Source organism: Pseudomonas sp. 300 (assembly GCF_055803035.1).
This window is the reverse complement of the sequence record NZ_JAVLRV010000001.1, coordinates 825,202-843,564: the sequence shown is the minus strand read 5'-3', so window position 1 is coordinate 843,564 and position 18,363 is coordinate 825,202. Positions and strand designations below refer to the sequence as shown.

The following is an 18,363-nucleotide window of genomic DNA, read 5'->3' as shown; positions in this document are numbered from 1 at the left end:
TATCGACCCGCAAAAAAACCTCGATTTACTCACTACGGCCGCGGTAGCCCCAAGCCAGCATGTATTGCTCGCGGGAACTGCCACGGGAAGAGTCCGGCTTGATCATCTGGACCTTGTCGAATTTCTGACGAGCGTCCTTCACGTAAGCATCAAACCCTTCGCCCTGAAACACCTTGATCACGAAATTACCACCCGGCTTCAGTATCCGAGCCGCCAGATCGAGAGCCAGCTCACATAGAAACATGGCTTTTGGCATATCCACCTCAGGCGTACCACTCATATTGGGGGCCATATCGGAAATCACAAGGTCCACCTGCGAATTACCCACGGCTTCAAGGATCTGAGCGAGCACTTCGTCCTGGGTGAAGTCACCCTGGATGAAAGTCACGTCCGGAATGCTGTCCATTTCCAGGATGTCCGAGGCGATCAGACGCCCCTGACCACCGATCAGCCGACTAGTGACCTGCGACCAGCCGCCGGGCGCCGCGCCCAGGTCGACAACGCTCATACCCGGACGGATCAGCTTGTATTTCTCCTGGACCTCCAGAAGCTTGTAACTCGCACGCGAGCGGTAACCATCCTTCTGCGCCTGCTTCACATAGGGATCATTGACATGTCTTTTCAGCCAACCAAGGCTTGTCTTGGAACGCGCCATTGGGCACCTCGATGATAAGGGTCGTGATTAATTGGGCGGATCCACGAACCCTCGGGTAAAATGGCCGCCATTTTACAGAATCCAGACTAAAGGGTCAGATTATGCCGCTCACTCAAGAGCAGAAGAAACAGTACAAATCCATTGGCCACCATCTGAAACCAGTTTTGATTGTGGCTGACAACGGTTTGACTGAAGGTGTGTTAGCCGAACTTGAACGCGCTTTGGCGGATCACGAGCTGATCAAAATCAAGCTCAACATCCTCGATCGCGAATCGCGACTGGCGTCCATTGCTGAACTCTGCAAGGTCGGCAAAGCGGATCTGGTTCAAGTCATCGGCAAGATGGCACTGATTTACCGCAAGAACTTCAGCGTCAACAAGCAGCTGTCGAACGTGCATCGCTTCAAGTGATGACAAGGGTCAAGGGTGTGCTTCGCGCACCCTGCCGCTCCATCCTGGCACCGGTTGCAAAACCAGCACCAGCCCGGAAAAACCCAGAACAAGATAGCTGAACACCTGCCAACGCACCGCATCCGGCCAGCCGACACGAACCGCGAAAAACATCGCGCACGCATACAGCGCCATCATCAGCAACTGCCCGCGAATATCGCGCCATAGACTGACAAGGCCCTCGGCCTGAACCAGCACCAAAGCCTGAAAAATGACACACGCCGAGGCGAAACCCACCATCAGCGCATTCAGCATGCCTGCAATTTCGTCGATCAGCAGCGGCGCCAGGCCAATTTGGCCCAACACCGGCAGCAGACCAATGTGTAACAGCCACAGGCCGCCTACCCACAACATCTGAGTCAACTGCCAAAGCATGGCACCCGCACGAAGCGGGTGCCTGCGTTTAGATGTGGCGGACTTCGACAATCTCGTACTCGATAACGCCACCCGGCGTTTTCACGGCAACCACATCACCCTCTTCCTTGGCAATCAAGGCACGGGCCAATGGCGAACCTACCGAAATCTTGCCGAGTTTGAAGTCAGCCTCATCCTCACCCACGATGTGGTAAGTAACGCGCTCATCCGTCTCGACGTTAGCGATTTCAACGGTAGTGCCGAAAATCACTTTACCGGTGTGAGGAATGGTCGTGACGTCGATGATGACCTGATTCTGAATCCGGCCTTCGATGTCACGAATCCGCGCCTCAACCATACCTTGCTGCTCGCGAGCAGCGTGGTATTCGGCGTTTTCCTTCAAGTCACCCAACTCGCGGGCCGTGCCGATGTCCTGGCTGAGCTTCGGACGGACGACCTTGGTCAGGTGAGCGTGTTCTTCTTCCAGGGCTTTCGCGCCCTGGACGGTCATTGGGTACTTGATCATGCCTTCAATCCTGCGTGTAGATCCTGCAAGCGGCGCACGGTCTTCTCGGGACCAAACTTCAGCGCTTCGCAGATGGCTTCGCCAGCAGCAATGGTGGTGGTGCAATAGATCTTGTGCTGCAAGGCATTACGACGAATGGAGTACGAGTCAGCAATCGACTGGCGACCTTCGGTGGTGTTGATGATCAGGGTGACTTCGTCATTCTTGATCATGTCGACCACGTGCGGACGACCCTCAGTCACTTTGTTCACACGACGCACTTTCAGGCCTGCGGCTTCGATCAGCTTGGCAGTACCGGCAGTGGCAACCACTTCGAAGCCCAAGTTGATCAGATCACGGGCCACGCCTGCAACCAGGGGTTTGTCATCGTCACGCACACTGATGAACGCGGTACCGCCGGTCGGCAGCACTTCGCTGGCGCCCATCTGGGCCTTGGCGAACGCTTCGCCGAAGGTGTCGCCCACGCCCATTACTTCACCCGTGGACTTCATCTCTGGGCCAAGGATAGGGTCCACACCAGGGAATTTGGCGAACGGGAACACCGCCTCTTTCACGCTATAGAAGTTCGGAATGATTTCTTTGGTGAAGCCGATTTCTTTCAGGGTTTTACCGGCCATCACGCGAGCCGCGATCATGGCCAGGGAAACACCGATGCACTTCGACACGAACGGTACGGTACGGGAAGCGCGCGGGTTGACTTCGATGACGTAGATGTCTTCGCCTTGCAGCGCCAACTGAACGTTCATCAGGCCGACTACGCCCAGTTCCAGGGCCATTTTCTTGACCTGTTCGCGCATCTCGTCCTGGATGTGGGCAGGCAGCGAGTACGGCGGCAGGGAGCACGCAGAGTCACCGGAGTGAACACCGGCCTGCTCGATGTGCTGCATGATCGCGCCGATCACCACGTCGGTGCCGTCGCAAACTGCATCCACGTCCATTTCGATGGCGCAGTTGAGGAAGTGGTCGAGCAGCACCGGGCTGTCGTTGGACACTTTCACTGCGTCGCGCAGATAGCGCTTGAGCTCTTCTTCTTCGTAGACGATTTCCATCGCACGGCCGCCCAGTACGTAGGACGGACGAACCACCAGCGGGTAACCGATCTTGGCCGCGGCACGAATCGCTTCGTCTTCGCTGCGCACGGTGGCGTTTGGCGGCTGACGCAGGTTCAGACGCTCAACCATCTGCTGGAAGCGCTCACGGTCTTCGGCACGGTCGATGGCGTCAGGGCTGGTGCCGATGATCGGCACGCCGGCTTCTTCCAGGGCACGCGCCAGCTTCAGCGGGGTCTGGCCGCCGTACTGGACGATCACGCCTTTTGGCTTCTCGACGCGGCAGATTTCCAGCACGTCTTCCAGGGTCACTGGTTCGAAGTACAGGCGATCGGAGGTGTCGTAGTCGGTGGAAACGGTTTCCGGGTTGCAGTTGACCATGATGGTCTCGTAACCGTCTTCGCGCAGAGCCAATGCCGCGTGCACGCAGCAGTAGTCGAACTCGATGCCTTGGCCGATACGGTTAGGACCGCCGCCGAGGATCATGATCTTGTCGCGGCCCGACGGCGCGGCTTCGCACTCTTCCTCGTAAGTCGAGTACATGTAGGCGGTGTCGGTGGCGAACTCGGCTGCGCAGGTGTCAACGCGCTTGTAGACCGGGAAGATCTCCAGCTTGTGACGGTGGCGACGCAGGTTTTTCTCGGTCACGCCCAGCAGCTTGGCCAGACGCATGTCGGAGAAGCCCTTGCGCTTGAGGCGGAACATCATGTCTTTGTCGATGCTGGCCAGACCCAGGGTCTTGACCTTCTCTTCTTCCTTGATCAGATCTTCGATCTGCACCAGGAACCACGGGTCGATCATGTTCATGCCGAAGATGTCTTCGACCGACAGGCCGGCGCGGAACGCGTCAGCCACGTACCAGATACGCTCGGCACCCGGCACGGTCAGTTCGCGCTTGAGGATGCTCATGCTTTCCGGGTTGCTCAGGTCGAGCTTCTCGTCCAGGCCACAAACGCCCACTTCCAGACCGCGCAGGGCTTTCTGCAGGGATTCCTGGAAGGTCCGGCCGATGGCCATGACTTCACCGACCGACTTCATTTGAGTGGTCAGGCGTGCGTCGGCTTTCGGGAATTTCTCGAAGGCGAAGCGTGGCAGCTTGGTCACGACGTAGTCGATGGACGGCTCGAAGGATGCAGGCGTAGCGCCGCCGGTGATTTCGTTCTGCAGTTCGTCCAGGGTGTAGCCGATCGCCAGCTTGGCAGCGATACGCGCAATCGGGAAACCAGTGGCTTTCGATGCCAGCGCCGAAGAACGGGATACCCGCGGGTTCATCTCGATGACCACCATGCGGCCAGTGTCCGGGCAGATGCCGAACTGGACGTTGGAGCCGCCGGTTTCCACGCCGATCTCGCGCAGTACCGCCAGGGAGGCGTTACGCATGATCTGGTATTCCTTGTCCGTCAGGGTCTGTGCCGGAGCAACGGTGATCGAGTCACCGGTGTGCACGCCCATCGGGTCAAAGTTTTCAATGGAGCAGACGATGATGCAGTTGTCCTTCTTATCGCGGACAACCTCCATCTCGTACTCTTTCCAGCCGATCAGGGATTCGTCAATCAGCAGCTCTTTGGTCGGCGACAGGTCCAGGCCGCGGGCGCAGATTTCTTCGAACTCTTCACGGTTGTAAGCGATACCGCCACCGGTGCCACCCATGGTGAAGGACGGACGAATGATGCACGGGAAGCCAAGCTTCTCGAGCACTGCGTTGGCTTCTTCCATGCTGTGGGCGATACCCGAACGCGGGCAGTCCAGGCCAATGGATTTCATCGCCTTGTCGAAGCGCGAACGGTCTTCAGCCTTGTCGATGGTGTCGGCATTGGCGCCGATCATTTCTACACCGAATTTCTCCAGGACGCCTTCGCGCTCCAGGTCCAGTGCGCAGTTCAGCGCGGTCTGGCCGCCCATGGTTGGCAGCAGCGCGTCCGGACGCTCTTTCTCGATGATCTTGGCAACGGTCTGCCATTTGATCGGCTCGATGTAGGTGGCGTCGGCCATGTCCGGGTCGGTCATGATGGTCGCTGGGTTAGAGTTCACCAGGATGACGCGGTAACCCTCCTCGCGCAGGGCTTTGCAGGCCTGGGCGCCGGAGTAGTCGAATTCGCAGGCCTGGCCGATAACGATCGGGCCAGCGCCGAGAATCAGGATGCTTTTAATGTCTGTACGTTTTGGCATGGGTTTGTCACTCAAATCCGCAGGTCAGTCGGCAAGCCGTCTTGTTCAATCTGTGAAGCCTTGAGGGGGTCGCCGTTGTCGGGACCGCCCTCAAGCTTTGCTGCATCAAGGCTAGCGATCAGCGTCGCTTGGCCATTTCGTTGATGAAGCGATCGAACAGAGGCGCTACGTCGTTCGGGCCAGGGCTGGCTTCCGGGTGACCCTGGAAGCTGAAGGCGCTCTTGTCGGTACGCTCGATGCCTTGCAGGGTGCCGTCGAACAGCGATTTGTGAATCGCGCGAACGTTGGCTGGCAGGGTCGCTTCGTCTACCGCAAAACCGTGGTTCTGGCTGGTGATCATCACCACGCCACTGTCCAGATCCTGAACCGGGTGGTTGGCACCATGGTGGCCATGGCCCATTTTCAGGGTCTTGGCGCCGGAAGCCAGGGCCAGCAGTTGGTGACCAAGGCAGATGCCGAATACCGGAATCTCGGTTTCCAGCACATCCTTGATCGCCTGGATCGCGTAGTCGCAAGGCTCCGGATCACCAGGGCCGTTGGACAGGAACACACCGTCCGGTTTCATCGCCAGCACGTCAGCGGCAGGTGTTTGCGCCGGCACCACGGTCACGCGGCAACCGCGCTCGACCAGCATGCGCAGGATGTTCAGCTTGACGCCGTAGTCGTAGGCAACCACGTGGTACGGCAGCTCGGAGGCTTCGATGGTCGCGTGGCTGTCGGTTTTCAAGTCCCAGACAGTCGAGCGCCACTCGTAGGTTTCCTTGGTGCTGACGACTTTCGCCAGATCCATGCCTTTGAGGCCAGGAAAGCCCTGAGCAGCAGCAATGGCCGCTTCTTCGGAAATGTTGTCACCGGCCATGATGCAGCCGTTCTGCGCGCCTTTTTCACGCAGGATGCGTGTCAGGCGGCGGGTGTCGATACCGGCGATGGCCACAACGTTGTTGGCTTTCAGGTAGTCAGACAGGGACATCGTGTTACGCCAGTTGCTCGCAACCAGTGGCAGGTCACGGATGACCAGGCCAGCGGACCAGACGCGATCGGACTCGGCGTCTTCCGGCGTGGTGCCGGTGTTGCCGATGTGCGGGTAAGTCAGGGTAACGATCTGTTGGGCGTAGGAAGGATCGGTAAGGATTTCCTGATAGCCGGTCATTGCGGTGTTAAACACCACCTCACCAACGGTTTGACCGTCGGCTCCAATGGCTTCGCCGCGAAAAATGCTGCCATCAGCAAGGGCGAGTATGGCTGGCTTAGTCAAGAAGACCTCCCGTAAATAAAGCCTGAAAGGGCGATCGCAGGTGTAAAAAAGCGGAGTGACGTATGGACACGTCACCCCGCTCATTCACTGAATTATTCTGCGCGCTTTTAGTGAACACACTAAAGCTGTAGCTTACAGAAAAAGGCATTTTTGGTCTACCGCCAATGAGCCTTAAAGGCCGGAGAATGCGACAGGACGTCGCTTGGCGTAATAAAACCGGGCCCAAACGCAATGCTGGAACCCGGTTTCGGCTGCATCTTAACGCAGGTCGAGCACGTCTTGCATGTCGTAGAGGCCCGGCTCGCGACCCTCCAGCCACAACGCCGCACGCACAGCACCCTTGGCGAAAGTCATACGACTCGACGCCTTGTGCGTGATTTCCAGGCGCTCGCCCTCACAGGCGAACAGCACGGTGTGATCACCCACCACATCACCGCCGCGCACAGTGGCAAAACCGATCGTTTCACGCTCACGCGCACCGGTGTGACCTTCACGCCCGTAGACCGCAACCTTCTGCAGGTCACGATCCAGCGCGCTGGCAATCACCTCACCCATGCGCAGGGCCGTGCCTGAAGGCGCGTCGATCTTGTGCCGATGGTGAGCCTCGATGATCTCGATATCCGCCTCATCACCCAGCACGCGAGCAGCCATATCGAGCAGCTTCAGCGACAGGTTCACGCCGACGCTGAAATTGGCCGCGAACACGATAGGAATGTCCTTGCCCGCCTCGACCAGCAACTGCTTCTGCGCAGCGTCCAGCCCGGTCGTGCCGATCACCATGGCCTTGCCTGCCTTACGACAGAACGCCAGGTTTTTCAGCATGACTTCCGGGAGCGTGAAATCGATCAACACATCGAATTCTTCAGCCACCGCGTCCACATGACTGGAGAGCGGCACGCCGATACGCCCTAACGAAGCCAGCTCACCGGCATCCACGCCGATCAGCGTGCTGCCGGGGCGCACGATGGCGGCTGTCAGGCCGGTCAACGGTGCACGCTGCTGCACGGCTTCGACCAGGATTTTGCCCATGCGGCCAGCAGCGCCCATCACAGCTATACGTCGCATGCTCACTCCTTACAGATCGCCGAAGAAGCGCTTCACGCCTTCGAACCAACCGGTGGTTTTCGGCGAATGGCTATTGTCGTCTGCCAGCGAACTACGGAACTCTTCCAGCAATTCGCGCTGACGACGACCCAGATTGACCGGGGTTTCCACTGCCACACGGCACATCAAGTCACCGGCACCGCCGCCACGTACGGGCGCAACGCCTTTGCCGCGAACGCGGAACTGCTTGCCGGTCTGAGTCCCCTCGGGGATTTTCAGTTTGACCCGACCATCAAGGGTCGGAATCTCCAGCTCGCCGCCCAGCGCCGCATCGACGAAGCTGATCGGCACTTCGCAGAACAGGTGCTTGCCGTCGCGCTGGAAGATTGCGTGCTCGCGCACATTGATCACCACGTACAGGTCGCCCGTCGGGCCACCCTGGGCGCCCGCCTCGCCTTCGCCGGACAAGCGAATGCGGTCACCGGTGTCGACACCGGCCGGCACTTTTACGGAAAGGGTTTTGTATTCTTCAACGCGACCGTCACCATTGCAGGAGGTGCATGGATCAGAAATGATCTTGCCCTGACCATGGCAGCGCGGGCAGGTTTGCTGCACCGAGAAGAAACCTTGTTGCATGCGGACCTGACCGATACCGCCGCACGTCGGGCAGGTGACCGGCGAGGAGCCTTTCTTGGCACCCGAGCCATCGCACGGCTTGCAGTTGACCAGTGTCGGAACGCGAATATTCACGGTGGTGCCGCGTACCGCTTCTTCCAGATTCAGTTCCAAGGTGTAGCGCAGGTCGCTGCCGCGCTGAGCGCCGCCACGAGCACCGCCGCGACCGCCACCGAAGAAGTCACTGAAGACATCGCCAAAGATGTCGGAGAAGTTCTGCCCACCAAACCCGGCACCGCCGCCGCCCATGCTTGGGTCGACGCCGGCATGACCATACTGGTCGTACGCCGCGCGTTTGCTGGAATCGGACAGCACTTCATAGGCCTCGTTGGCCTCTTTGAACATTTCTTCCGACGCTTTGTCATCGGGATTACGGTCCGGGTGGTGTTTCATCGCCAGGCGACGGTAGGCCTTTTTCAGGTCTGCTTCGCTAGAACCACGCTCAACACCCAATACTTCGTAATAGTCACGCTTTGCCATAAGTCTTTGCACTCTTAAGGACGTTCGGCAAACCCCTCCTGAGCCTCGCCAAACTCGTTGAGCCCCAATACAGGCCCGGACCCAACTCACGTCAATTCAACGATCCTGGTCTTTGATTCATTGCAGTACTTTCGACTCGAAAAGCAGGAGCATCTTCGGCCATACCGCCAACACACGAACGCTGTCGCATGCTGTAAAAATTCGTGTACTCCAGACACGCCAACGCGGGAGCAAGCTCCCGCGCGGCGACATCCTACCAGTCACCGCCTCAAGGCAGTCAACCGGGCGACCACTAACTTACTTGTGGTCTTTGACTTCTTCGAACTCGGCATCGACAACGTCGTCAGCCTTTTCAGCTTTTTCGTCGTGCGGTGCAGCGCCTTCAGCAGGCTGGGCCTGTTCGGCGTACATCTTCTGCGCCACTGGAGCGGAGACTTTCGACAGCTCTTCAACCTTCGCTTCGATGGCAGCCTTGTCGTCGCCTTTAACGGCGGCTTCCAGGGCAACCACTGCCGCTTCGATTGCAGTCTTCTCTTCAGCAGTCACTTTATCGCCAGCGTCTGCGACCATTTTGCGAGTCGAGTGAACCAGCGCATCGCCCTGGTTGCGAGCAGCGGCCAGCTCTTCGAACTTGCGGTCTTCCTCGGAGTTCGCTTCAGCGTCGCGAATCATTTTCTCGATCTCTTCATCAGACAAACCGGAGTTAGCCTTGATCACGATCGATTGAGCCTTGCCGGTGGCCTTGTCTTTGGCGCCTACGTGCAGGATGCCGTTGGCGTCGATGTCGAAGGTCACTTCGATTTGTGGCACGCCACGTGGTGCTGGTGGAATCTCGGCCAGGTCGAACTTACCCAGGGACTTGTTCTGGGAAGCTTGCTTACGCTCGCCTTGCAGCACGTGAATGGTCACGGCGCCCTGGTTGTCGTCGGCAGTCGAGAACACTTGCGATTTCTTGGTCGGAATCGTGGTGTTTTTCTCGATCAGCGCGGTCATCACGCCACCCATGGTTTCGATACCCAGGGTCAGCGGGCTGACGTCGAGCAGCAGAACGTCTTTCACGTCACCGGCCAATACGGCGCCCTGGATAGCAGCACCCATGGCAACGGCTTCGTCCGGGTTCACGTCTTTACGCGCTTCTTTACCGAAGAACTCGGTCACCAGCTTCTGAACCAGTGGCATACGGGTCTGACCGCCGACCAGGATCACGTCGTTGATGGCGCCAACGTCGATGCCGGAGTCTTTCAGAGCGATGCGGCAAGGTTCGATGGTGCGTTGAACCAGGTCTTCTACCAGCGCTTCCAGCTTGGCGCGGGAGATTTTCACGTTCAAGTGCTTAGGACCGGTGGCGTCTGCAGTGATGTACGGCAGATTCACGTCGGTCGAATTGCTCGAAGACAGTTCGATCTTGGCTTTCTCAGCGGCTTCTTTCAGGCGCTGCATCGCCAGCGGATCACCTTTGAGGTTCATGCCGCTTTCTTTCTTGAATTCGTCGACGAGGTAGTCGATCAGACGAATGTCAAAGTCTTCACCGCCCAGGAACGTGTCACCGTTGGTGGCCAATACTTCGAACTGGTGCTCGCCATCGACTTCAGCGATCTCGATCACGGAAACGTCGAAAGTACCGCCGCCCAAGTCGTAAACGATCACGGTGTGATCGCCTTTCGCCTTGTCCATACCGTAAGCCAGAGCGGCTGCGGTTGGTTCGTTGATGATACGTTTAACGTCCAGGCCCGCGATGCGGCCGGCGTCTTTGGTCGCCTGGCGCTGGCTGTCGTTGAAGTAGGCCGGAACGGTGATCACCGCTTCGGTCACTGGCTCGCCGAGGTAGTCTTCGGCGGTCTTCTTCATTTTCTTCAGAATTTCAGCCGAGATCTGTGGCGGCGACATTTTCTGGCCGTTCACTTCTACCCACGCGTCGCCGTTATCAGCCTTGGCGATTTTGTAAGGGACCATCTTGATGTCTTTCTGTACGACTTCTTCGTCGAACTTACGACCGATCAGACGCTTCACCGCATACAGGGTGTTGTGCGGATTGGTCACTGCCTGACGCTTGGCCGACTGACCAACGAGGATTTCACCATCGTTGGCGTAAGCGATGATCGACGGCGTGGTACGCGCGCCTTCGGCGTTTTCGATTACTTTGGCTACGCCGTTTTCAAGCACGGAGACGCAGGAGTTGGTAGTCCCCAGGTCGATACCGATAATTTTGCCCATGTTCACTCTCCCGAAACTTTGGATTTGGTTGCCGCAGCAGTGGTGGTGGCTAACTGCGGTAATACTTAAACGCTTGACTTCTAAATGGGGGCCTTGCGGCTAATTTCAAGCCTGCTCGTCAATCGATGGCGAAACAGGTGCCGGGGCCTTGCTGACCACGACCATGGCCGGGCGCAGCAGACGTCCATTGAGCTGATAGCCCTTCTGGAACACCTTGAGCACACTGTTCGGTTCGACGTCAGCGCTTTCCTGCATGGCCATTGCTTGGTGAAGAACGGCATTGAACGGTTCGCCATGCGGATCGATCGCTTCCAGCTGATAACGCTTCAGGGTGTCCTGGAACATTTTCAGGGTCAGCTCGATGCCTTCGCGCATTGGGCGGATGCTCTCGTCGTCCGGGTTGGACAACTCCAGACCACGCTCCAGGCTGTCGATGATCGGCAGCAAATCCCCTGCAAATTTTTCCAGGGCGAATTTGTGCGCTTTTTCTACATCCTGCTCGGCGCGACGGCGGACGTTCTGCAGATCGGCGGCAACACGCAAAGCCTGATCCTGCGCGCCTGCCAGTTGCTCTTCGAGCACTTGTACACGAGCCGCGAGGTCTTCACCCGACGCAGCGGAGCCCTGGTTGGCATCTTGATTTTGCGTATCCACTGTCTGTTCGTCAGCCATAGATTTCTCCTTTCAATATCGTCCGCGAGCTCAACTCGCGCTTCTGCCCAGCTATATGGGGCCGCAAAAATCAGCTTCAAGGGGTTGGTTGTGATTAACCCTACAAAAAACAGCTGCATTGTCATTCCTCGACACGCTAACGATTTCGTCGGATCAAGCCAATCGAGCTAAGCGCGGGCATTGTCAGCCGCAAAGAAAACACTGTATAAATAACCAGACCTAAAGCCTGGGAGCGGCCTTTATGCTGGTGCACCTGTCCGTACACAATTACGCCATCGTTGAACATCTCGATCTCGAACTCGATCGCGGGATGAGTGTGATCACAGGGGAAACCGGCGCCGGCAAGTCGATCATGCTCGACGCCCTCGGCCTGACCCTGGGCGATCGCGCAGACAGTGGCGTGGTCCGTCCCGGCGCCGACAAGGCTGACATCCTGGCCACCTTCGACCTGGTCGATATTCCCGAGGCCAGCGCCTGGCTTGCCGAGCGCGACCTTGAAAGCGACGGCCCGTGCATCCTGCGCCGGGTGATTACCGCTGAAGGGCGTTCTCGCGGCTATATCAATGGCACCCCCTGTCCGCTCGGCGATCTCAAGGCCCTGGGCGAGTTGCTGATCGATATCCACAGCCAGCACGAGCACCAATCCCTGCTCAAGACCGACACTCACCGCCGCCTGCTCGACGAATACGCCGGCGCCACCGACCTTGCCCGCCAGGTGCAATTGGCCGCCCAACGCTGGCGCCAGACCCGTCAGGAGCTGGAGCGCCTGTCCAACTCTGGCGATGAGCAGCGCGCGCGCCATCAATTGCTCAGCTATCAACTCGAAGAGCTGGAAAACCTCGGACTCGGCGAAAACGAATTGGAGCAGTTGGAACAGGAACACAAGAACCTGACCAATGCCGAAACCTTGCTGGGCATCTGCCGACAAGTGGTCGAACAGTGCAGCGAAAGTGATTCCGGCAATGTGCTGAATGCCCTGACCGCCAGCCTCAATCGCCTGTCGAGTGTGAACAACTCCATTGGTGCGCTGGGCGAAGCCAGCAGCTTGCTGACCAGTGCGCAGATCCAGGTTGAAGAGGCCGTGGGTGAGCTCAATCGCTTTCTCGATAACTTCGATGCCGACCCGGCGCGCCTGCAGTACCTCGAAGAACGCCTCGATGCGATCTACACCATGGCGCGCAAACACCGCATCCAGCCGACCGAGGTCGCGGAGATGCAGCAGCGCTTGCTGGATGAAATCGAAACCCTGAACGCCAATGATGAATCCATCGAACGACTAAGCGATGAGCTGGCGTCCTATGCCCGCCACTATCAGGAGAAGGCACGGGAACTGAGCGATTTGCGCCACCAAGCCTCCAGCAGCCTGGCCAGTGCCGTGGAACAGGAAATCCAGCGCCTGGGCATGCCTGGCGGTCGTTTCACCATCGAGCTGCGCCCCAACAGCAGTGATGAGTTGCTGCCTAACGGGCTCGAACAGGTAGAACTGCTGGTCAGCGCCAACCCCGGCCAGCCCTTGAAAGCCTTGTCCAAAGTAGCCTCGGGGGGTGAGCTGTCGCGGATCAGCCTTGCGATTCAGGTGATCACCGCACAAACCTCGCGCGTGCCCACCCTGGTGTTCGACGAAGTGGACGTAGGCATTGGCGGCCCAACGGCCGAGATTGTCGGTCAGTTACTGCGCCGCCTCGGTGAACGCGGACAGGTACTGACGGTGACTCACTTGCCGCAAGTGGCGGCGCAAGGGCATCAGCATCTGTTTGTGCACAAGGTGCGTGGCGAGGATGCGACCCACACGGCCGTCTCCAAGCTCAGCAAGAATGATCGTGTCGAAGAAGTTGCACGGATGCTGGGCGGCATCGACCTGACCAAGGAATCCCTGGCCCACGCGAAAAAAATGGTCGTTACCGCAAAAATTTAGGAACGGCAGAAAGCACGAAGGCGACCCTGGGGTCGCCTTCGCTCGTTTCGCGAACCTGAGGTTCGCGCGACATGCTTACTTTTTCTTGCGTACGTACAGCACAAGATTGTGATCAACCATCTCGAAGCCATACTTGTCGACGATGGCTTTCTGCAGACGCTCGATTTCTTCGTCGAAGAATTCGATCACCTCACTGGTCTCGACGTTGACCATATGGTCGTGATGCTTGCCATCGTCCAGCTCGAAGACCGCATGGCCTCCGTCGAAGTTGTGCCGCACCACAAGGCCAGCTGCCTCGAACTGAGTCAGTACACGGTAAACCGTGGCCAGACCGACGTCCTCACCAGCCTCCATCAGCGCCTTGTATACATCCTCGGCACTCATGTGGCGTTGCTCGGCGGAATCGAGCATTTGCAGAATCTTGACCCGTGGAAGGGTCACTTTGAGGCCGGCTTTGCGTAGTTCGCTATTTTCAACCATGGTCAGCTTTCTCGCGATGCTGCTTCGCAGCTTCTCTTAATGCGGGTATGATCGGCGTTTACGTTGTCCCAGCCAAGATAGTGGAAGTCGCCCACCGATGCAAAACACCAAGCTCTTGCTAACCAGTTTCACCTTTGTGGGACTGCTCGCACTCGCCGGTTGTTCATTCCCCGGGGTTTACAAAATCGACATCCAGCAGGGCAATGTCGTCACGCAGGACATGATAGACCAGTTACGCCCGGGAATGACCCGCCGGCAAGTACGGTTTATCATGGGTAACCCCCTGCTGACCGACACGTTCCATGCCGATCGCTGGGATTATCTGTACAGCCTGCAACCGGGTGGCGGTGAACGCCAACAGGAACGCATTAGCGTTATCTTCAACCCAAATGATCAACTTGTCAGCCTCTCAGGTGATTTCATGCCAGGCGTGAGCCGGGACGAAGCCATTCTCGGCAAGGACAGTGGCACTAACGTGACCGCACCTGCTGAAAACGCCGAGAAGCCGAAACCGGAAAAACCGGTCAAGCCAGGTTCGTTGCTGGATCAGATCCAGAAGGATGTGGACGGCGTAGAAACCGTTCCAGTCCCGACGCCAGAACCGCTGGAAACCTCGCCGCAATAATTTGCGACGCAATAAAAAACCCGGAATGTCCGGGTTTTTTATTGCCTGGCATTTAATCAGGTCACTGATTTCGCGCTTTTGCCTCGGCAGCCTTGGCCGCGCGCAACCGGCGAACCTCTTTCGGATCAGCCAGCAAAGGCCGATAAATCTCAATACGATCCCCTGCCCGAACCTGATGAGTGTCTGGATCAGCGATCACCTTGCCGAATATCCCGACAGGACAATCACCCAGATCCAGCTCTGGAAACTCTTCGCCTACTCCCGAATCAAGCAGCGCGGCCCTCACTGTTGTGCCTGAGGGCACCGTCACACAGCGAAGCACCTGACGATCAACGGCGGCATACACCACCTCGACTTCGATCACGGGCTTAACCATGCATCTGTTTGGCGCGCTGGCAGAACGCATCGACCAGCGTATTGGCCGCCTGATTAAACAACGGCCCCAAGGTCGCTCGAACAATCGGCCCCGCATAATCGAACGAAAGGTCCAGGCTTATCTTGCAGGCTTTATCGGTCAGCGCCTTGAACACCCAGATGCCATGCAACTGAGTGAACGGGCCCTCCTCGAGGTTCATCTCGATCGATTGCCCCGGAACCAGAGTGTTGCGCGTCACGAAATGCTGACTAAGCCCGCCCTTGGCCACACCAACGCTGGCCCGCATGTGCTCGGGCGAACTTTCCAGGACTTCGGCCGACGAGCACCAGGGTAAAAACTCCGGGTAACGTGCCACGTCATTGACCAGGTCATACAGCGCTTGCGCCGGATACGGCAGCAGAGCCGAACGTTGAATGTGTGTCGTCATGTCAGCGTCACTTCCACAGCTGGGCGGCAAACACTACAAGAATGCCGATGGGCGCCACATAGCGCATCAAAAATAGGGACAGATGGAACAGCTTGGGGCTGCGGATCGACAACTCGTCGCGCACCGCATCACGCCCCATCACCCAGCCCGCAAACACCACGAAACACAAACCACCGAGTGGCAACATGATCCGCGAGGTGAAGAAATCGATCACGCCAAAGAAATCCAGACCGCCGGCCGCGCCCCATTGATAGAGATGGAACATCCCGCCTTCGTTCACGAAAAATTTGGCTTCCTTCCAGATATTGAAGGAAAACACCGTGCCCAGCCCCACGAACCAGCAGGTGAATGCCAGCCAGAAAGTCACCCACGCGCGACTGACTTTAGTGCGCTCAACCAAGTAAGCCACCATCGGTTCGAGCAGTGAAATAGCCGAACTCCAGGCGGCAATCGCGACCAGGACGAAGAACACTACCCCCATCAACTGGCCGAAGACTACGTTACCAAAGGCAAACGGCAGGCTGACAAACATCAGGCCAGGGCCTTCGCTCGGATTCAGGCCGGCGGCGAACACAATCGGAAACAATGCCAGACCCGCTACCAGCGAAACAAAGGTATCGAGCAGCGCGACGCCAACGACTGTGCCAGAGATTGACGAGTGTTTCGGCATGTAGGCGCCGTAGATCATGATCGAACCAACGCCTACGCTAAGGGAAAAGAACGCGTGCCCCATCGCCGGCAACAAGCCGTCGAGGACCTTTTCCGGATGGAAGTCGAACATGAAATGCACGCCTTCCATGAAATGGCCGGTGGTCATGCTGTAACCCAGCAGCACCAGAATCATCACAAACAGCAGCGGCATCATGATGCGCAGGCTGCGCTCAAGGCCGGCGACGACACCCCTGGCGATGACGACGGCTGACAGCAGCATAAAAATCGTATGCCAAAGTGTCAGGCGCCATGGATCAGCAATCACCTTGCCAAAGTACGCACCGACCTGATCTGGGGTCACCCCCTGAAAGTCGCCGCGCCCCATGTCGATGATGTAATCCAGCGACCACCCGCCGACGACACTATAGAAAGACAGAATCAGCAACGCCGTGATCATCCCGGCAAATGCGCCCCAGGACCACTTGCCCGAATGCCCGGCCTCCAGCGCCAATACCTTCAAGGCATTGGCCGGACTTTGCCGGGCGCGACGACCGATCAGGGTCTCCGCCAGCATGACCGGCACACCAATCAGTGCGATACAGGCCAGGAACATCAGTACAAACGCACCGCCGCCGTAGACGCCGACCATGTACGGGAACTTCCAGATGCTACCCAGGCCCACGGCCGAACCGGTCGCGGCGAGTATGAAGACCCAGCGGCTAGCCCAACTGCCGTGGACAGAAACCTTGTCTGTCGACATCGTTACCACGTCCAAGCATTGAAAAAAGAGGGCGCATTGTCCGGGATTCAATCAACCTGCTCAAGCACGCAGCATCACCGTAGCCGACTCGCGTGCAACTCCCTATAATGCCGCCCCTATGGCTAAACAGAAGAAACACCCAACAGGGACCATCGCGCAAAATAAAAAGGCGCGACACGATTACTTCATCGAACATCGGTTCGAGGCTGGTCTGGTCCTGGCCGGCTGGGAAGTAAAAAGTCTGCGGGCAAGCAAGCTGCAACTGGTTGACAGTTACGTGCTGCTCAAGGATGGCGAAGCCTGGCTGCTTGGCAGCCACATTACGCCGCTGATGACCGCGAGCACTCACGTCATCGCTGATCCGACCCGCACCCGAAAATTGCTGCTCAACCGCCGCGAGCTGGAAAAGCTGGCCGCCGCCGTGCAGCAAAAGGGTTACGCCTGCGTGTGCCTGTCCTGGTACTGGAGCAAGCACATGGTCAAGTGCGAGATCGCTCTGGGCAAGGGCAAGAAGGAATACGACAAGCGTGATACCGAACGCGAACGAGACGCCGGTCGCGAGCTGCAGCGAGCAGTGCGCAACAAGGGCAAGGAAGAGTAATTCCTTTCCTTGAGAGCGCAATCGCCGGCAAGCCGGCTCCTACAGTTTTTGCGGCTCGCCACTGGATTTGTGGCGAACTGGATCTGTAGGAACCGGCTTGCTGGCGATTGCGATCAAACCAACACCAAAAACCTCACTGACTACATCCCTTTGCGCCGTTCCGCCCGAGCCATGCGCTGCACTTCCTGACGCACCTCTTCCAGCACTTCCTGCACATACAAAATGTGTCGACTGGACACCTCCCGCGCCTGCTCCGCCCTTCCCTCAATAATCGCCATGTACAACTCCCGGTGCTGCGTAATCAGCATGTCGCGGGTTTCCGTGCGCTGTTTGTACATGCCACCAATATTGGTCACCACGTTGCGCTTGAGCAAATCGAACAGCCCGCGAATGGTGTGCAGCAATACCGCGTTGTGACTGGCTTCGGCGATGGCCAGGTGAAACTTCGCATCCGCCGCGCCCTCTTCCGCCCGACTCACTTCATCGTGACGGGTGTAGCAGTCCTGCAATTCATTGAAGGCTGCAGTCAGTCGCTCGCGATCGACATCTGTCGCCCGCAATGCCGCGTAATAGGCGCAGGAGGCTTCCAGGGTATGGCGAAATTCCAGCAGATCGCGTTGAGCCTCGGGGTTGCTTTCAAGCAGATGAAGCAGCGGATCACTGAAGGTTGTGCCCAGCGACTCCACCACATAGTTGCCGCCCCCCTGGCGACTGACCAGCAAGCCCTTGGCCGCCAGTTTTTGGATCGCTTCGCGCAACGAAGGGCGTGATACGCCGAACTGCTCAGCCAGCGCACGCTCGGCCGGCAAGCGCTCACCCGCCTTCAGCGTTCCCTCGAGGATCATCCCCTCGAGCTGCTCGACAATATCGTCAGACAAACGGCGCTGACGAATTTGATCAAACCCCATAACTCAATTCTCCACGACCCCGACGGCTCGCCGGGCTCTCTATTCTGGCCTATCAGCGCTGTGCCAGCACCTACCAGA

18 protein-coding genes are annotated in these 18,363 nt (G+C 58.0%); 4 read left to right on the top strand and 14 right to left on the bottom strand.

Going from position 1 to position 18,363, the window contains the following annotated elements; genetic code table 11:
* Nucleotides 1-25 precede the first annotated feature (25 nt).
* Nucleotides 26-655, bottom strand: a complete 630-nt coding sequence (gene rlmE / locus Q7W83_RS03820; protein WP_007900501.1) for a 23S rRNA (uridine(2552)-2'-O)-methyltransferase RlmE — start codon at nucleotides 653-655, stop codon at nucleotides 26-28.
* 101 nt (nucleotides 656-756) lie between these two features.
* Between rlmE and Q7W83_RS03815 the strand changes: the two genes are divergently transcribed.
* Nucleotides 757-1,065: a YhbY family RNA-binding protein gene (locus Q7W83_RS03815; RefSeq protein WP_007942889.1), complete on the top strand. Its 309-nt coding sequence runs from the start codon at nucleotides 757-759 to the stop codon at nucleotides 1,063-1,065.
* 9 nt (nucleotides 1,066-1,074) lie between these two features.
* On the opposite strand, the gene Q7W83_RS03810 is transcribed toward Q7W83_RS03815, so the two are convergent.
* The 8 genes from Q7W83_RS03810 to grpE all read right to left on the bottom strand — a co-directional run bounded on the left by Q7W83_RS03810 (nucleotide 1,075) and on the right by grpE (nucleotide 11,542).
* Nucleotides 1,075-1,479: an MFS transporter gene (locus tag Q7W83_RS03810; RefSeq protein ID WP_150633541.1), complete on the bottom strand. Its 405-nt coding sequence runs from the start codon at nucleotides 1,477-1,479 to the stop codon at nucleotides 1,075-1,077.
* A gap of 28 nt (nucleotides 1,480-1,507) precedes the next feature.
* Nucleotides 1,508-1,984 carry a transcription elongation factor GreA gene (gene greA / locus Q7W83_RS03805; protein WP_150633542.1) on the bottom strand — a complete coding sequence of 159 codons (477 nt, stop codon included), beginning with the start codon at nucleotides 1,982-1,984 and terminating at the stop codon, nucleotides 1,508-1,510.
* The gene (gene carB, locus Q7W83_RS03800) at nucleotides 1,981-5,202 is read right to left on the bottom strand and encodes a carbamoyl-phosphate synthase large subunit (protein ID WP_150639734.1); all 3,222 of its coding nucleotides are present in this window, start codon (nucleotides 5,200-5,202) and stop codon (nucleotides 1,981-1,983) included. Before carB ends, greA begins: the two co-directional genes overlap by 4 nt.
* A 118-nt stretch (nucleotides 5,203-5,320) precedes the next feature.
* Nucleotides 5,321-6,457: a glutamine-hydrolyzing carbamoyl-phosphate synthase small subunit gene (gene carA, locus Q7W83_RS03795; protein WP_150633544.1), complete on the bottom strand. Its 1,137-nt coding sequence runs from the start codon at nucleotides 6,455-6,457 to the stop codon at nucleotides 5,321-5,323.
* Nucleotides 6,458-6,715: 258 nt separating this feature from the next.
* Nucleotides 6,716-7,522 carry a 4-hydroxy-tetrahydrodipicolinate reductase gene (gene dapB / locus Q7W83_RS03790; RefSeq protein ID WP_150654390.1) on the bottom strand — a complete coding sequence of 269 codons (807 nt, stop codon included), beginning with the start codon at nucleotides 7,520-7,522 and terminating at the stop codon, nucleotides 6,716-6,718.
* A 9-nt stretch (nucleotides 7,523-7,531) separates the two neighbouring features.
* A complete protein-coding gene (dnaJ, locus tag Q7W83_RS03785) occupies nucleotides 7,532-8,656 on the bottom strand; it encodes a molecular chaperone DnaJ (protein WP_084321840.1) in 1,125 nt (374 codons plus the stop codon).
* A gap of 297 nt (nucleotides 8,657-8,953) precedes the next feature.
* Complete coding sequence (gene dnaK, locus Q7W83_RS03780) at nucleotides 8,954-10,870, bottom strand: molecular chaperone DnaK (RefSeq protein WP_150633546.1); 1,917 nt, start codon at nucleotides 10,868-10,870, stop codon at nucleotides 8,954-8,956.
* A gap of 105 nt (nucleotides 10,871-10,975) precedes the next feature.
* A complete protein-coding gene (grpE, locus tag Q7W83_RS03775; protein WP_017336461.1) occupies nucleotides 10,976-11,542 on the bottom strand; it encodes a nucleotide exchange factor GrpE in 567 nt (188 codons plus the stop codon).
* A gap of 241 nt (nucleotides 11,543-11,783) precedes the next feature.
* Here grpE and recN point away from each other — a divergent pair, with 241 nt between their 5' ends.
* On the top strand, nucleotides 11,784-13,457 hold the full coding sequence (gene recN, locus Q7W83_RS03770; RefSeq protein ID WP_150639736.1) for a DNA repair protein RecN: 1,674 nt from the start codon (nucleotides 11,784-11,786) through the stop codon (nucleotides 13,455-13,457).
* A 75-nt stretch (nucleotides 13,458-13,532) separates the two neighbouring features.
* On the opposite strand, the gene fur is transcribed toward recN, so the two are convergent.
* Complete coding sequence (fur, locus tag Q7W83_RS03765) at nucleotides 13,533-13,937, bottom strand: ferric iron uptake transcriptional regulator (protein ID WP_003197684.1); 405 nt, start codon at nucleotides 13,935-13,937, stop codon at nucleotides 13,533-13,535.
* A gap of 97 nt (nucleotides 13,938-14,034) precedes the next feature.
* Here fur and Q7W83_RS03760 point away from each other — a divergent pair, with 97 nt between their 5' ends.
* A complete protein-coding gene (locus Q7W83_RS03760; protein WP_150633548.1) occupies nucleotides 14,035-14,562 on the top strand; it encodes an outer membrane protein assembly factor BamE in 528 nt (175 codons plus the stop codon).
* A 61-nt stretch (nucleotides 14,563-14,623) separates the two neighbouring features.
* On the opposite strand, the gene Q7W83_RS03755 is transcribed toward Q7W83_RS03760, so the two are convergent.
* Genes Q7W83_RS03755 through Q7W83_RS03745 form a run of 3 tightly spaced genes read right to left on the bottom strand, consistent with a single transcriptional unit; the run spans nucleotide 14,624 to nucleotide 16,776 of the window.
* Nucleotides 14,624-14,938, bottom strand: a complete 315-nt coding sequence (locus Q7W83_RS03755; protein ID WP_150639737.1) for an RnfH family protein — start codon at nucleotides 14,936-14,938, stop codon at nucleotides 14,624-14,626.
* The gene (locus Q7W83_RS03750; protein WP_150633550.1) at nucleotides 14,931-15,365 is read right to left on the bottom strand and encodes a type II toxin-antitoxin system RatA family toxin; all 435 of its coding nucleotides are present in this window, start codon (nucleotides 15,363-15,365) and stop codon (nucleotides 14,931-14,933) included. Before Q7W83_RS03750 ends, Q7W83_RS03755 begins: the two co-directional genes overlap by 8 nt.
* A gap of 7 nt (nucleotides 15,366-15,372) precedes the next feature.
* Nucleotides 15,373-16,776, bottom strand: coding sequence for a sodium-dependent transporter (locus Q7W83_RS03745; protein ID WP_150633551.1), 1,404 nt, complete (start codon nucleotides 16,774-16,776; stop codon nucleotides 15,373-15,375).
* 118 nt (nucleotides 16,777-16,894) lie between these two features.
* On the opposite strand from Q7W83_RS03745, the gene smpB reads away from it, so the two are divergent.
* Nucleotides 16,895-17,377 (top strand): SsrA-binding protein SmpB, encoded by a 483-nt coding sequence (smpB, locus tag Q7W83_RS03740; RefSeq protein ID WP_131060797.1) that lies wholly within the window; start codon nucleotides 16,895-16,897, stop codon nucleotides 17,375-17,377.
* Nucleotides 17,378-17,517: 140 nt separating this feature from the next.
* Here smpB and Q7W83_RS03735 read toward each other — a convergent pair whose 3' ends face one another.
* Entirely contained in the window at nucleotides 17,518-18,285 is a 768-nt protein-coding gene (locus Q7W83_RS03735) for a GntR family transcriptional regulator (protein ID WP_150639738.1), read from the bottom strand.
* Nucleotides 18,286-18,363: the final 78 nt, after the last annotated feature.